The organism is Macrococcus sp. CoH-51_TC_04 (assembly GCF_058188655.1).
Genome location: NZ_JBVGOY010000001.1, coordinates 14,346 through 29,257, shown reverse-complemented (window position 1 = coordinate 29,257; position 14,912 = coordinate 14,346). Strand labels below are relative to the sequence as shown.

Here is a 14,912-nt window from a genome sequence, read left to right as displayed (position 1 = left end):
AAGAGACTTAAGTGTCTGTTATCACTTAAACCCTTTGCTGGTCTCTCGTACCAATTTAAAAGGATTACTTAATATATACTTGTGTTTTGTCGTCAACTTCATCCAGCATGACAACAATTTCTTCACTTAATGCTGTTGGAATATTCTTACCGATAAAGTCTGCACGAATCGGAAGTTCACGATGCCCTCTATCTATTAACGTAGCTAAGCTGATACGTTTTGGACGTACATGATCAAGTATCGCATCGAGCGAGGCACGCACTGTTCTCCCTGTATAGAGCACATCATCAACGATGACAACATGTCTATTATTCATATCTGTATCAATCGTATATGCAACGACGTCCTGTGAGACACGATCTGTCACATCATCACGATATTGTGTTACATCTAATACACCTGTAGGCACAGTAATTCCATCAATCTTCTCAATTTTAGACTGAATGCGTTGTGCCAGATAAATACCACGCGTTCTAATACCGAGTAATACAAGGTCATGTGCACCTTTATTGTTCTCTAATATTTCATGTGCGATTCGCGTCAACGTGCGGTCAATTGCCTTGTCATCAAGAATAATACGCTTATCCATAGTGTCCCTCCTAAAAAACCTCACGCCAAATAGACGTGAGGTTTTCTCGACGCCTTATAAGTCTCTCTGGACTTATTTAAAAGCTTAACGTGATTTATTTAGATTAATACTAACACTCTGAAATGTTTTGTCAATCGAAAAAGTAAAATTACATACTATTTTCTTAACTTTGTCAGCAGTTCTTCAAAGTATTCTGGAAGCGGTGCACTGTGTTCAATATATTCTCCAGTAACAGGATGTTCAAAGCCTAATACGCCTGCATGTAACGCCTGTCCACCGATATCCATCGTCTTCTTCGGACCATATTTCGGGTCTCCGACAAGTGGAAAACCGATATGCTTCATATGCACACGAATCTGATGTGTACGACCTGTTTCAAGCACACATTCTACAAGTGTATACTTATCAAATGTTTCAAGCACATTAAAGTGTGTAACTGCGTGTTTACCATTGTCAACAATAGCCATTTCCTGACGGTCTTTCTGATTACGCCCAATCGGCGCATCAATTGTACCAAATTCATGCGGAATCACGCCATGAACTAATGCCGTATATTTACGCGTAACGGATTTATCCACGAGCTGATCGACTAGACCACGATGTGCAATATCATTCTTGGCAATCATCAATAGTCCTGAAGTATCCTTATCGATACGATGAACGATGCCTGGACGAATCTCACCGTTGATACCTGATAAGTCTGTGATTGCATGCATCAATCCATTCACTAACGTTCCATCTGGATGTCCTGGTGCAGGATGTACCACCATACCTTTTGGTTTATAGACAATAGCAACGTCCTTATCTTCATAATAAATTTCTAAACCTAAATCTTGTGCTACGAGATCGATCTCTTCTACTGGTTTCTCAGTCACTGAAATTTCATCATTTAAACGCAGTTTATAATTCGATTTAATGACTTTGCCGTTCACTAAAACGAAATCGTTTTTAATCCAGTCCTGAATCTGACTGCGTGACCAGTCTGGATTTGCATCCGCAAGAAATTTGTCAATACGTATGCCTGTTTCTTCTTCGTTTATTTCAAAATTAAATGTTTCCATGTGATTTCTCCTCTTTTTGGTTAAATAAAAGCTCATAAAGTAAAATAAATACGCCGATTGTCAGACAACTATCTGCAACATTAAATATCGGAAAGTCATAGTTAATAATCTTCGTATCGATAAAATCAACGACATTCCCTCTAAATAATCTGTCGATAAAGTTTCCGATTGCACCTGCAAAAATAAGCATTAGTCCACACTGCATCAGTAAATTATCTGCTGCTTCCTTATAATAAAAATAGATAAGTGCAATGAGTACGATGATAGTAATAATATAGAAGAAGATCATCTGATTTTGAAGCATTCCCCATGCCGCTCCGTAATTACGATGAGAAGTTATTTGTAATACATCACCGATTACAGGTATGCTCTCTCCGATATTCATTGTCTTTACAATAATATATTTTGAAATTTGATCCATCAATATCAATATGGCGGTATATAAAGTCATTGGTATAATGCGATATTTACGATTCATGTCCTCACTCCAATCTTTGTTATTTTAACACATAAACGTCGTTTCGTCTTCAAACTTATTAGTTTACATAATATTTTTATTTAATTTTAAAATACTTAAAAAAAAAAACCAGGAGATCCTGGTTTTAATATTATTTAGATTCAAGTACTGATAAACATCTTGGACACACATGTGGGTGTGCATGGCTTTCTTCTGTAAGTACTGTAGAATAATTCCAGCAGCGTTCACATTTCTCACCTTCAGCATGCTTTACAAGTACGTTACTCAAGTTATAATCTGTTCCTTGCGGTTCATCAACAACTTCTGCATAAGATGTGATGAAGAGTTGATGCAGATTATCGAATGATTTGAGCAATGCTTGGTCCTCTTCGTTTTTCGCCTGAATATATACAGCCGCTTCAAGTGATTTACCGATTACTTTATCGTTACGTGTTTCTTCGATTGCTTTTAGTACATCATCGCGAATCTCTAGGAAATGATTCCATTTACCGATCAACGCTGTGTCTACAGTCTGTACTTCTGGCATATCTGCTAAATGTACGCTTTCTTCATCCACATGTGGCGTATGGCTCCAGATTTCATCAGCAGTATGTGGAATAATTGGTGCTAACACTTTCGTTAATGATGTCAATACTTCATAGACAACCGTCTGCATACTACGACGGACATGACTATCCTGTGCTTCGATATAAAGGATATCTTTACCATAATCCAGATAGAAGTTACTTAATTCTACGTTGATAAAGTTCTGTAACTCTTGATACATGAATAAATAATCGTTATTATCATAATGTTTATGTGCATTATTAACGAATGTATATAATTTATTTAACATAAACTGATCAATCTCTACAAGTTCTGCATAAGGAACGGCATCCGTTGCCGGATTAAAATCATTTACATTTCCTAACAGGAACTTAAATGTGTTACGAATCTTACGATATACTTCAGAGACTTGCTTTAAGATATCATCAGAAATACGAACGTCTGCTAAATAATCTACGGACATTACCCATAGGCGGATAATATCTGCACCCATCTGTTTGACAACTTTCTCTGGTAGTACTGTATTTCCTAATGATTTACTCATCTTACGTCCTTGTCCATCCATTACGAAACCGTGCGATAATAATTTCTTATAAGGGGACTTGCCACGTGTCGCAACTGCTGTTGTGATCGATGAGTTGAACCATCCACGATACTGGTCACTCCCTTCGAAGTATAAATCAGCTGGGAACGATAATTCCGGACGCGCTTCCAATACACCACGGTGAGATGAACCTGAGTCAAACCAAACGTCCATAATATCTGTTTCTTTTGTAAATACTCCGTTCGGACTACCTGGATGTGTAAACCCTTCTGGCAATAAATCTTTCGCTTCTCTTTCGTACCAAACGTTTGTCCCATGCTTTTCAACAAGTGTCGCAACATGTTCAATTACCGCTTTATCCATGATGATGTCACCATTTTCGGCATAGAATACTGGAAGTGGCACGCCCCATACACGCTGACGTGAAATCACCCAGTCACCACGGTCACGAATCATATTGTAAATACGCGTCTTACCCCAGTCCACTTTAAATTCTGTTTCTTCGATTGCATCCAGGATATCTTGACGCACTTTATTAATCGATGCAAACCATTGTGGTGTGGCACGGAAGATAACTGGTTTCTTCGTTCTCCAGTCATGCGGATATGAGTGCTTGAAGAAGTCAAGTTTTAATAGGTGACCTGAAGCTTCTAACTTCTCAGTGATCACTTTATTCGCTTTGTCGTAGTACATCCCTTCAAATTCACCAGCTTCACTTGTGTAAACGCCTTTACCATCCACAGGTGAGATCACATCTAACTCATATTTCTGACCGATGATAAAGTCATCTTCCCCATGTCCTGGCGCAGTATGTACACATCCTGTACCAGCGTCTATTGTAACGTGATCCCCTAAGATGATTAAAGACTCACGATCGATAAATGGATGACGTGCTTTAACAAATTCTAAGTCAGCACCCTTGAATGTCTTCTCAATCTGAACACCTTCTTTATCCCAGCCAACTGCATCACAAACATTATCTAATAAAGCCTGTGCTACGATATATGATGTATCATTTACACGTACTTGTACATAGTCTAAATCTTTGTTTAACGCAATCGCAACGTTAGCGGGTAATGTCCAAGGCGTCGTCGTCCAGATAACAAATTTCACATCATCATCGACTAAACCTTTACCATCTAATACATCAAATGCAACATAGATTGAAGGAGATACTTTATCTTGATATTCAATCTCTGCTTCAGCTAATGAAGATTCGCTTGAAGGTGACCAGTAGACAGGTTTTTTACCTTTATAGATATATCCTTTAGCAGCCATGTCACCGAACAGACGAATCTGCTCAGCTTCAAATTTTTCCTGCAATGTAATGTATGGATTCTCCCAGTCACCATTAACACCTAATCGTTTAAAATCGGACTTTTGTAATTCAATTTGTTCTAAGGCATATGCGCGACATAATTCGCGGAACTCCGCTTCAGACATTGATTTGCGGTCCACTCCTTTTTTCGTCAGTGCCGTTTCAATCGGAAGACCATGCGTATCCCATCCAGGTACATAAGGCGCATAGAATCCATTCATAGCTTTATAACGCATAATCATGTCTTTAATAATTTTATTTAATGCATGTCCCATATGAATCTGTCCATTTGCGTAAGGAGGACCATCATGAAGAACATAAGGCGTTCTACCTTCGTTTTTCTTTAATATTTTTTCATAGAGCTTCTTTTCATCCCACTGCGCCTGAATTTGAGGTTCTTTATTCGGTAAACCTCCACGCATCGGAAAATCTGTCTTCGGCATTAATAATGTGTCTTTATAATCCATAGTTCTTCTCCTTTAAAAAAAGCGAGTCTATAATCATTAATCAGGACGACAATTGCCGCGGTACCACCTGGATTAACTCTTACAGAGCTCGCTTTATGTTTAGTATGATTTTTTGAGTAGAGTGATCTGATTAAAGGCGTTATGCCAAGGCTCACACTATCCCTCGTTCGCTTTCATAACAGGACTTCAATCCGGTTCTACATGTTTGTTATTTCTAATATTAACATGAAACTTTAAAAAACGTAAGTCCTAGTTTTCAGAACTTTCATTTTTATCTACTGATCCGCCACCTTGATTTACAGATGGATCTATTTGAGGGGCAGCATCTTCTTGTAATGGACGTGTATCCAGTTCATAGTTAAGCAAATAATCCCAGTCTTCAGTTTTAAGAAGGTCTAGCTGTGCTTCAACTAACAGCTGGAAACGTGATCTGAAAATCTTAGATTGGCGCTTCATATCTTCTGTCTGATAAGCAATTTCACGCGCTTTTTGCATAGCATCATTCACGATGAGATCTGCATGACTTTTTGCATCCTTAATAATGACATCTGCCTGCATGCCTGCAGCTGCCTTGATTTCATCGCCTGCACGTTGTGCGACCAGGATAGCATCAGAAATCGTATTCTCTACATTCTTAAAACGATTGATATTCTCGTCTTTATCAGCAATCAGCTGTTCCAGCATTTTCTTTTCGCGACGTAATGTTTCAAGTTCATTGCTTAATTCTTCCAGATAGTTACGGACTTCATTTTCATTCAGACCTTTATGTACTACGTTGAACTGTTTTAACTTAATTTCTTCTGGACTATATTTCATTGTCTCACCTCGTACTATTGATTAAATAATGTTTTATATGTAATTCGGTTTTTATTCTTTTTCGTTAAATCTCCTATTTCAGTAAGCTGCGCACGACCATAGCCTTTAATTGAGAGTGTATCCCCAGACGCAATAACGAAGCTTACTTTATCTATTATAACATGATTTACCTTAATATGACCTGCTTCGATATGCTTTTGCGCTATCGCTCTTGATTTACGCATCATTTCAGCAACAACCACATCGAGCCTTAAACTAGAAACTGTGGCATGATGTGATTGATATGTTTCAACGGCCTCATTCAATGTATCTGCATCTATCGCAATAAGTTTTACGGTTGATCCTTTAAGTTTTGTCAGATGCTGTACTAGATAATCATTCAAATGAGAGGCAATTACAATCTGTAATTCGTCACCTATAATTATATCCCCGAGATACTCACGTTTAAATCCAAGTTGCATGAGTGCACCAAGAACGTTGCGATGGGTTAACGTTACAAACTTCTGTGCATATTTCACTTTAAAGGCACTGACCTCGAAATCTTCTTGCTGTACTTCATAGTATTCTGGATAAATGAGTGCACGGACACGTTCTCTTTCGCCACTTCCACCATAAAAAGATACGTTTAAATCCGTTCTGTTGACGAGTGTCGTTAAAATAAACTGCTGTCTTGGATCTAAAAAGTGCGTGAGTATTGGTGCATACTGGCTTTTTGCCTGTGCGACCAGGTCTTCCAATACTTTAACAGTTTCAATTTCTTCATATCTGAAATGCTGATAAATACTCATAAATTCCCTTTCCCAAACATAATTTACCGGTCATAATAGTTTATAAGTAACAAAGCTATCATAACCGGTACGACTTATGCCAAACTGTTTAATATGATGTTGAATATCGCTGCGATGCCTTGCATGAAAAAGCGCAAAACAATCAATGCCGCTATTGACGAAACATCAAACATACCTAGTGGCGGAATCACTCTTCTAAAGGGTTCTAGTATCGGCTCATATACTTTACTCATCATGCGACCAATCTTTGATTCTCTTGCTCCTGGCAGCCATGACATAAAGAAGTAGATGATTATGCCCCAGTAAAATATTTCTAAAAATAGCATTAAAAAATTAAATAGATTATAAACAATCATATATGTACTCATTCATTCTCCTCTTCTGGTGCCTCTAGCATTTCTGTTATCGTACCTGCCACTTCAACGTTGTCAGGTGTACACAAAAAGATATCCTGACCGATACGCTGTATATCTCCGCCAATAGCATACACTGTACCACTTAAGAAATCGATAATACGCTTTGCTGATATTTTATCGATACGCTGCAGATTTACGAGCGTTGCACGTCTATTCTTTAATTCATCTGCAATATCTTGTGTGTCTGAGAATACGCGCGGTTCAAACAAACATACTTTTGAGCTTACATTCATTATATCATCATGCATATTGACAACATTCGCTTTCGTCACTTTTTCTTCATTCACTTTCATCTTAGGTTTCGATTGTTTTTGGAAACTTTCTGTACGTACAACCTTTTTTTCAGGAACATAAGTTTCTTTGACAACCTTTTTTTGCGCAGGTTCTCTTACTTTGTCACTTTGTTCCTCTACATAATCTTCTTCATCTTCATATGCAAAGAATCCTTTAAATACATCTTTAAAAGCCATTATATCCTCCTAACCGACGAGCTTCGTACCGATACGAATAAACGTCGCACCTTCTTCTACTGCAATCTGATAATCATTACTCATGCCCATAGATAATTCTGTACATGGTGCATAAGATAGGTGTGCATCCTGAACCTCCAGCTGCAGCTGCTTCATCGCCTTAAAATATGTTCTTAGTTCTGATTCATCTGCATCTGCTGGCGCCATCGTCATTAAGCCAACCACTTCAATTTGACTATAAGATGCTAAAGCATGAATAAAGTCCATCACTTCATCTCTCTTAATTCCGTGTTTACTCTGTTCATCGCTAACATTTACCTGTACAAAACATTTGATCGTCTTTTCAGCACGTTTGTCAATTTCCTTTGCAAGAGACAATCGGTCAAGTGAATGCAGATAATCCACCTGATTGATGACCTCCTTAACTTTACGTGATTGCAATGTGCCTATAAAGTGCATCGTCGCATCACCTAAAGCTTCACGCTTTTCCAGGAAGCCTTCAATTCTATTCTCGCCAAGATGACAGATACCTGCTTCCATCGCCTCTTTTGCTCGGTCTATTGTAACATATTTTGTCACTGCAATAATAGTCGGAGCTTTGTGATCATCAGATTTCTGAAGTGCACTTTCAATTTCCTGTTTAATTGTGTCAAGATTCTTTCTGACTTCCATTGTCATCCCTCTTTCCGATATAAGCTAACATCCTGCCGGTATTACCTGCTTCTTTTCGATATGAGAAGAAATCCTCATTTCCAGTTGAGGTACAGCGCTGTGAGACATGGATATGTGAAGCGGCAATACCAGCATGCTGCGCGATACGTCTATTGATTTCTTTCAGCTCTATTTCATACATATCACCATTCGGTATAAAGCAATCTTCCAGCTGGAGATTCAGTGACATAAACTTTGCTCTAATCTCATCATTAACGACATATGCCTTGCCACTAATCGAAGGTCCGATCACACAATGCAGATGTGTCTTATCACCTTTATATACATTAATAAGCTTTTCGGTGATCATTCCTACAGTACCACGCCAGCCCGCATGTCCGAGCGCGATAAAGTTATCGGTCGCACTATAGATATAGATGGGTACACAATCTGCAAAACACATGGTCAATAATACTTCTCTATCATATGTATAGAGGCCATCCACATCGTCCAGGGCAGTGGTCAATTCAGTAATATTTATCCCTCTGTCTTCTAATGAAACTTCTTTAATATGAGTTCCGTGCTTTTGAATTGGAAAGACCCACTTTGAAGTATCAAAATTGATTTCTTGAGCAACACGCTGTTGATTGCGAGATACATTTTCTGGTGCATCTTCTATATATCTTGCCATATTCAAAGAAAGCTCTGGATAGTCACTGACACCACCATTGCGACCTGTAATACCAATTATATGTTCATCATCCTTATAGTTAAACGTAACAGCTTTTCTCTTAAATATATCCATAACGACCCCCAATATTGAAAAAGGAGTGGAACATGAGAATGGTCCACTCCTAATATTAAAGCCTTCATTATCTTCTTGATCGACGTGTTCTTGAACCACGATCTCGAATAAAGCTTGGTACATCTAGTCCTTCATCGTTTGATTGACGCTCTCTTGTTTCCTGTACGGGTGTTTCATTGCGCACTTCACGCTCAGGTGCTGGTGCTGAATGACCAAATGAGCTTGCAGGAGATACCGAACGTGTCGGTTTGTCATTAAATCCTGTTGCAATAACTGTTACAACGATTTCATCTTGTAATTCCGGATTAATAACCGTACCGAAAATCATATTTACATCTTCGTCAGCTGCGTCCTGAACGATATCTGCCGCTTCTTGTGCTTCGAATAAAGTCAATGATTCTCCGCCGGTAATATTCATTAGAACCCCTTGAGCACCAACGATTGACGTTTCAAGCAATGGAGAAGAGATTGCCTTTTTAGCTGCTTCGATTGCACGGTTTTCACCGCTTGATACACCAATACCCATCAGTGCTGAACCTTGGTTACTCATGATTGTTTTAACGTCTGCGAAGTCTAGGTTCACTTCCCCAGATACCGCGATTAAATCTGAGATCCCTTGTACCCCTTGACGTAATACGTTATCCGCTTCTTTAAATGCTTCCATCATCGGCGTTGACTTATCAACGATATCTAATAGACGATCATTTGGAATGACGATTAATGTGTCAACTGCCGCTTTCATTGCTTCAACACCGGCAGCAGCCTGTGTCTGACGTTTACGACCTTCAAATGAGAATGGACGTGTCACAACACCAACGGTTAATGCCCCCATCTCTTTGGCAATCTTAGCAACAACAGGTGCAGCACCAGTTCCTGTTCCGCCACCCATCCCAGCAGTAACGAATACCATATCCGCACCTTGGATTGCATCTTCAATTTGTTCACGTGATTCTTCTGCGGCTTTCTTACCGATTTCAGGGTTTGCACCTGCACCAAGTCCACGTGTTAACTTTTCACCAATTTGAATCTTTGATTCAGCTTTAGATAAGTTTAAAGCCTGGCCATCCGTATTAATCGCAATAAATTCTACGTTGTTCATACCGTGATCGATCATTCGGTTGACGGCATTGTTACCGCCTCCACCAACACCGATAACTTTTAAAGTTGCTAAGTGATTAAAGCCTTGTTCAAATTCTAACATTGTTTTTCCTCCTAATATTTTAAATGGCCATTTTAATCAAATAATGATTTCATTATCCTTTTCATCATACTTGGTTTTTCTTCATCATTGTCAAGCGCATCTTGATGACTTTCTGCTGGTGCAGCCTTCGTTTCTTCTTTAGAAGTATAGACACGCGTTTCAACATTGTCTTTCTTACGTTTGAATAATCCATCTAATGCGCTTTTCTTCGGCTCAGCTTCAACCGGTTGTTCTTCTGTTTCTGAAGGCACATCATGATTATTAATTGTAACATAATCTAATAATTCATCAAATACTATACCGCTGTTGATTGTCGAGATTGCTGAAGTAAATTCAGGCTTTCTAATGCCCATCTGTTGTGGAATATGAATTCTTACCTTCTCGCTTACCATATCTGAAAGTAGTTCCTTAATTCCGAGCATATTACTGGTTCCGCCTGTAAGTACAAAGCCACCGTTAATTTTATTTAATCCCATTTCCTGCAGTAATTCAAATACTTCAAGGAAGATTTCTTCCGCTGTACTTTCGATAATATCGCTCAGATCCTTCTGACTGAAACTCACAGGGGATTCGGCATCAATCTGCGTAACGTTAAATACATCTTGTTCGCTCGCCAGGTCATAGAACGCATGTCCATATTGTTCTTTAACTTTTTCAGCTTCATCAAATGTAATATTCAGTTCTTCAGAGATATCTTCAGTAATATCACTCCCTGCAATCTGAACATGATCTGCATCAAATAATGTACCGCGTTCATAATATGCCACTTGCGTTAACTGGTCACCAATATCGATGACACACGTGCCAAGTTCAATTTCGGTCGGTGACAGGATGTGCTGATAGTTATAAGCATCAGAATAGACATCCAGAACATGCACGCCACTGCTTTCGACGCATTTTAAGATATTGATAAGTACACTGCGTTCAATTGTGATAACGCCTGCGTCTACTGCCAGGCTTTGTGTCGCAACCATTTCTTTTGGATCCGTTACTTCATGCAGATCATCGACTTTAAACATCTTTGGATAGACACCGATAATCTCAATATCTTTTGAAGCATTCTTAGCACGAATGCCATCCAGAACATCTTCAATATGTTCACCTGTTATTTCAGTTGAAGCACCCTCAAATTTAATTTCATGCACTACATCATGAATTTCAGAATAGATAATTGGCATCTTTAAGAAAACATCCTGAATTTCAATTCCTGAGGCAATCTGTGCCTTTTTAATTGTATCTTTAATCGCATGCTGTGCGACATCAAAATCATCAATCATTCCATTTTTAATACCTGTAGTAAAAGTCTGGCCTGTACCTATCACATTAATGCCATTGTGAAACTTTTCTCCTACCACTACTTTTACACTCGATGAACCGATATCAATTGATACGTAATAATGTTCTTCCATCGATAGGCACCTCCTAAACATTTTATTCAGTCATACACTATTCTTATTATAGTCGTTATTTGAAAAACTATAAACTGTTTTATGAATATTAGACTTTTTTTTTTGAAAATTTATACTTTAGCTGTTCTTTTTGACCTGATTTAACTCTTTTTTTAGTTTTTCTACAGATTTTTCAAGCTCAGCTTTATCTTTTTGAGAGCGTTCTTCCATCGCTGCTTCTAATTCAATTCTTCTTTCCTCGGCTTGCTTCGATTCATAGGGGATAAATACTGCTCCGACCTCAAGATCGATAATACCTGGTTTCAGTATTCGACCGTTACTATCTTTTTTGAGTTTACTTGCCATCGCCGGGAAGTAATTCAGTTTGTTGTCGATGGTACGCATATCACCGATAACCTCCAGTCCATTTTTCATATAGAACTGGACGCGGTTAGAAGCTTCTGCTTTCGGTATAAAGTTAATCTCTGAAATTTGATTGATGATTTCATCATCAGAGGCACGTAAAACTTTAACAAGCTGATTCAGCGCCTTACTGCTAAAATTATTTAGAAGGGGTACTTCTGATGGCTCAGCGTAATTATGTTTATGTAGAATCTGTCCATTCTCCAGTGCAGGATGGTAATGCTCACCATCCTTTACAACACCAAGCACATCATATTCTTCTACGTTGATACTGACTGCATTGGGAAAATGACGTCTGACAGTAACTGATTTTACCCCATCAAGATATTCAATATTTGACACAATTTGTTTTGTATCCAGACTGTAGATACGCGTTTTAGGTTGAATACCTGATTTCTCTTTGATTGTCTTTGTACTGTTAATCAACGTATCATTAACTGATATTTTCTTTACATAGCTGATACTCGTGAACATATAGATAAGAATCAAAGACACGATTGCAACAATGCTTAAGAAGATAAATAGCTGCAGTCTCTGACGTTTCTTTCTGCGCATTCTTCCTTGTTCATCAAAACGGGGTGTATGAATAATTTTATCCTCCATCATATCACCTCTAAATTAATTTGACCTGACTGATAAAGTGTTCTCCTCTTACTTCGTACGTAGGATATTGGTCCCAGCTGGCACATGCCGGACTGAGCAGCACTACCTCACCCTGTTCAACATATGATGCTGTTTTAATCACTGCATCTGTCACATCTTTGCATATCGTACAAGGGATATGATGCTGCGCTGCAAAAGCTGTAAGTTTTTCAGTTGTTTCTCCAAAAATATACATTCGCTTTACATGATGAATGTGTTTGTCTAATTCTTCAAACCCATTCCCTCTATCCAGTCCCCCTGCAAGCCAATGAATCGGGTGCTGGAATGAATCGAGCGCAAAGCTTGTTGCTAATGTATTCGTGGCCTTAGAATCATTGTAATACTTCACCCCGTCTGTCTCAGTTACAAACTGCAGACGATGTTTAATCCCTTCAAACGTCTTTAATGTATCGCAAATATGAATGTTATCTATGCCTGCAAGTTTTGCAGCCGCAATACTTGCCAGCACATTTTCAAGGTTATGTATGCCTGGCAGAACGATGTCTTCCACATCGATGATAAATTCATCATAGAAATATACTTTGTTTTGATCTATATACGCACCTTCTACTTTTTCGTCAGTAGAAAAATAGACGACCTTGGACTTTATATCATATTTTTGCAACAATGTACGTTGCTTATCATTGAATATAAGGTAATCCTCACTGGTCTGATTTTTAATAATCTGCATCTTAGCATCAGTATAGTTCTGCTGATTACCATGGTAATCCAGATGAGCGGAATAAATATTCGTAATGAGCGCAATATGCGGTCTGAATTCTTGAATTCCCATCAGCTGGAACGATGATAATTCCATAACAAGCGTATCATGAGCGCCTGCATTCTGAGCGACTTTCGAAGCTACAAAACCAATGTTCCCACATAGTAACCCTGCATGTTGATGTGATTTAAACATATCTCCAATGAGGGATGTAACAGTCGTCTTACCATTTGTACCCGTAATACCGATAATGGAGCTTTCGGTAATTTCATAAGCTAATTCTATTTCAGTTATGATAGGAATATTCAATGTTTGTGCTTGTTCTATTAACGGTAATGTGTAAGGAATACCTGGATTCTTGACAATGAGCGTCGTATTTTCAAGCAATGAAAGGGGATGATGGCCTCCGATAATAGTAATGCCCATCTCTGTCAGTTCGCGATATTGCTCTGTCTGAGAAACATCTTTACCGTCATTGATCGTAACTTGTGCCCCAAGACGATACAGCAGTTTCGCTGTTTCATAGCCACTTTTTCCAAGTCCGAGAACGAGCACCTTTTTCCCTTGATACTTTTGTATATGTTTCATTTAATTCACTCCTAAATAAATTCCGATGAGTCCAGTTAATATACCGACAATCCAGAACACGGTTACAATCTTCCATTCGCTCCAGCCCACCATCTCAAAGTGATGGTGAAGCGGACTCATCTTGAAGATCCTTTTACCAGTCAGTTTGAATGATGTGACTTGCATCATCACCGACAATGTCTCAACAACAAATACAAAGCCTATAAAAATCAGCGTTAATTCCTGATTCAGCATAATCGATACTGTCGCGATAACCCCACCAAGTGCTAATGAACCTGTATCACCCATAAACAGCTTCGCCTTGTTCTTATTATAGATCAAGAACCCACACAGACTCCCGATTAAGATTGCTGAGAAATAAGCTATTGCTGTAGCACCTTGCACCATTGCAAGATAAAAATAACAGCTGAATGCAATGATTGATAACCCTGTTGCCAGTCCGTCAAGACCATCCGTTAAATTGACTGCATTTGAGAAGCCTACCTGCCAGAAGATGATGAAGATGACATAGAATATAGATAATGGAATCCCGATATCCGTAAATGGAATATTAATTTCGTTGCTGAGTGATAGTAATCCAAGAACATTACTTACAACATAGAAAAGAATTGCAATAATGATCTGGAATAAAAGTTTCTGTTTCGATGTCAAACCTTGATTGTTCTTTTTTACAACGATAATATAATCATCGACAAATCCAATAAGTCCGAACCCTACTGTAACAAGTATCAATAGTATCAACGGCCCATTGTCTTCAACGAAGAAGCAGGCGATCGCACTTAGTAAGATCGTACTGATTAAAAACGTCAATCCTCCCATTGTCGGTGTGCCGCTCTTTACCATATGACTTTTCGGCCCTTCTTCACGAATAGACTGACCAAACTTCATTCTTTTTAATAGAGGGATAAACAAAGGGACAAGTATTGCGGTAAGTATAAATGTAATGACTCCAAAATAAATTTCATTCATAAGTTTCACATATCAGAATTACTGATTTCCT

Annotated in this window: 15 protein-coding genes; all 15 read right to left on the bottom strand. The window is 38.5% G+C overall.

Features of this window, described 5'->3' with window-relative positions:
* Positions 1–64: 64 nt before the first annotated feature.
* The 15 genes from pyrR to mraY all read right to left on the bottom strand — a co-directional run bounded on the left by pyrR (position 65) and on the right by mraY (position 14,881).
* Positions 65–589 carry a bifunctional pyr operon transcriptional regulator/uracil phosphoribosyltransferase PyrR gene (gene pyrR, locus ACZ2V4_RS00165; protein WP_133418592.1) on the bottom strand — a complete coding sequence of 175 codons (525 nt, stop codon included), beginning with the start codon at positions 587–589 and terminating at the stop codon, positions 65–67.
* Positions 590–744: 155 nt separating this feature from the next.
* Positions 745–1,650 (bottom strand): RluA family pseudouridine synthase, encoded by a 906-nt coding sequence (locus ACZ2V4_RS00160; RefSeq protein WP_490514328.1) that lies wholly within the window; start codon positions 1,648–1,650, stop codon positions 745–747.
* Positions 1,637–2,128, bottom strand: a complete 492-nt coding sequence (lspA, locus tag ACZ2V4_RS00155) for a signal peptidase II (RefSeq protein ID WP_099483238.1) — start codon at positions 2,126–2,128, stop codon at positions 1,637–1,639. The genes ACZ2V4_RS00160 and lspA overlap by 14 nt, the downstream gene beginning before the upstream one ends.
* A 130-nt stretch (positions 2,129–2,258) precedes the next feature.
* Positions 2,259–5,003: an isoleucine--tRNA ligase gene (ileS, locus tag ACZ2V4_RS00150; protein WP_490514327.1), complete on the bottom strand. Its 2,745-nt coding sequence runs from the start codon at positions 5,001–5,003 to the stop codon at positions 2,259–2,261.
* 249 nt (positions 5,004–5,252) lie between these two features.
* Entirely contained in the window at positions 5,253–5,819 is a 567-nt protein-coding gene (locus ACZ2V4_RS00145; RefSeq protein WP_490514326.1) for a DivIVA domain-containing protein, read from the bottom strand.
* Between the two features lie 14 nt (positions 5,820–5,833).
* Positions 5,834–6,607, bottom strand: a complete 774-nt coding sequence (locus ACZ2V4_RS00140) for a YlmH family RNA-binding protein (protein ID WP_420496506.1) — start codon at positions 6,605–6,607, stop codon at positions 5,834–5,836.
* Positions 6,608–6,681: 74 nt separating this feature from the next.
* Positions 6,682–6,975, bottom strand: coding sequence for a YggT family protein (locus ACZ2V4_RS00135; protein ID WP_413474409.1), 294 nt, complete (start codon positions 6,973–6,975; stop codon positions 6,682–6,684).
* Positions 6,972–7,493 carry a cell division protein SepF gene (locus ACZ2V4_RS00130; protein WP_219494513.1) on the bottom strand — a complete coding sequence of 174 codons (522 nt, stop codon included), beginning with the start codon at positions 7,491–7,493 and terminating at the stop codon, positions 6,972–6,974. The genes ACZ2V4_RS00135 and ACZ2V4_RS00130 overlap by 4 nt, the downstream gene beginning before the upstream one ends.
* Positions 7,494–7,502: 9 nt before the next feature.
* Complete coding sequence (locus ACZ2V4_RS00125) at positions 7,503–8,165, bottom strand: YggS family pyridoxal phosphate-dependent enzyme (protein WP_419895515.1); 663 nt, start codon at positions 8,163–8,165, stop codon at positions 7,503–7,505.
* On the bottom strand, positions 8,143–8,949 hold the full coding sequence (gene pgeF / locus ACZ2V4_RS00120; RefSeq protein WP_413474407.1) for a peptidoglycan editing factor PgeF: 807 nt from the start codon (positions 8,947–8,949) through the stop codon (positions 8,143–8,145). Before pgeF ends, ACZ2V4_RS00125 begins: the two co-directional genes overlap by 23 nt.
* Positions 8,950–9,016: 67 nt before the next feature.
* Positions 9,017–10,150 carry a cell division protein FtsZ gene (gene ftsZ / locus ACZ2V4_RS00115; RefSeq protein WP_086042291.1) on the bottom strand — a complete coding sequence of 378 codons (1,134 nt, stop codon included), beginning with the start codon at positions 10,148–10,150 and terminating at the stop codon, positions 9,017–9,019.
* Between the two features lie 32 nt (positions 10,151–10,182).
* Positions 10,183–11,559 carry a cell division protein FtsA gene (gene ftsA / locus ACZ2V4_RS00110; protein WP_490514325.1) on the bottom strand — a complete coding sequence of 459 codons (1,377 nt, stop codon included), beginning with the start codon at positions 11,557–11,559 and terminating at the stop codon, positions 10,183–10,185.
* A gap of 117 nt (positions 11,560–11,676) precedes the next feature.
* Entirely contained in the window at positions 11,677–12,564 is an 888-nt protein-coding gene (locus ACZ2V4_RS00105) for a cell division protein FtsQ/DivIB (RefSeq protein ID WP_490514324.1), read from the bottom strand.
* Between the two features lie 10 nt (positions 12,565–12,574).
* A complete protein-coding gene (gene murD / locus ACZ2V4_RS00100) occupies positions 12,575–13,912 on the bottom strand; it encodes a UDP-N-acetylmuramoyl-L-alanine--D-glutamate ligase (protein ID WP_490514323.1) in 1,338 nt (445 codons plus the stop codon).
* On the bottom strand, positions 13,913–14,881 hold the full coding sequence (gene mraY, locus ACZ2V4_RS00095; RefSeq protein WP_219494502.1) for a phospho-N-acetylmuramoyl-pentapeptide-transferase: 969 nt from the start codon (positions 14,879–14,881) through the stop codon (positions 13,913–13,915). It lies immediately after the preceding gene.
* Positions 14,882–14,912 lie beyond the last annotated feature (31 nt).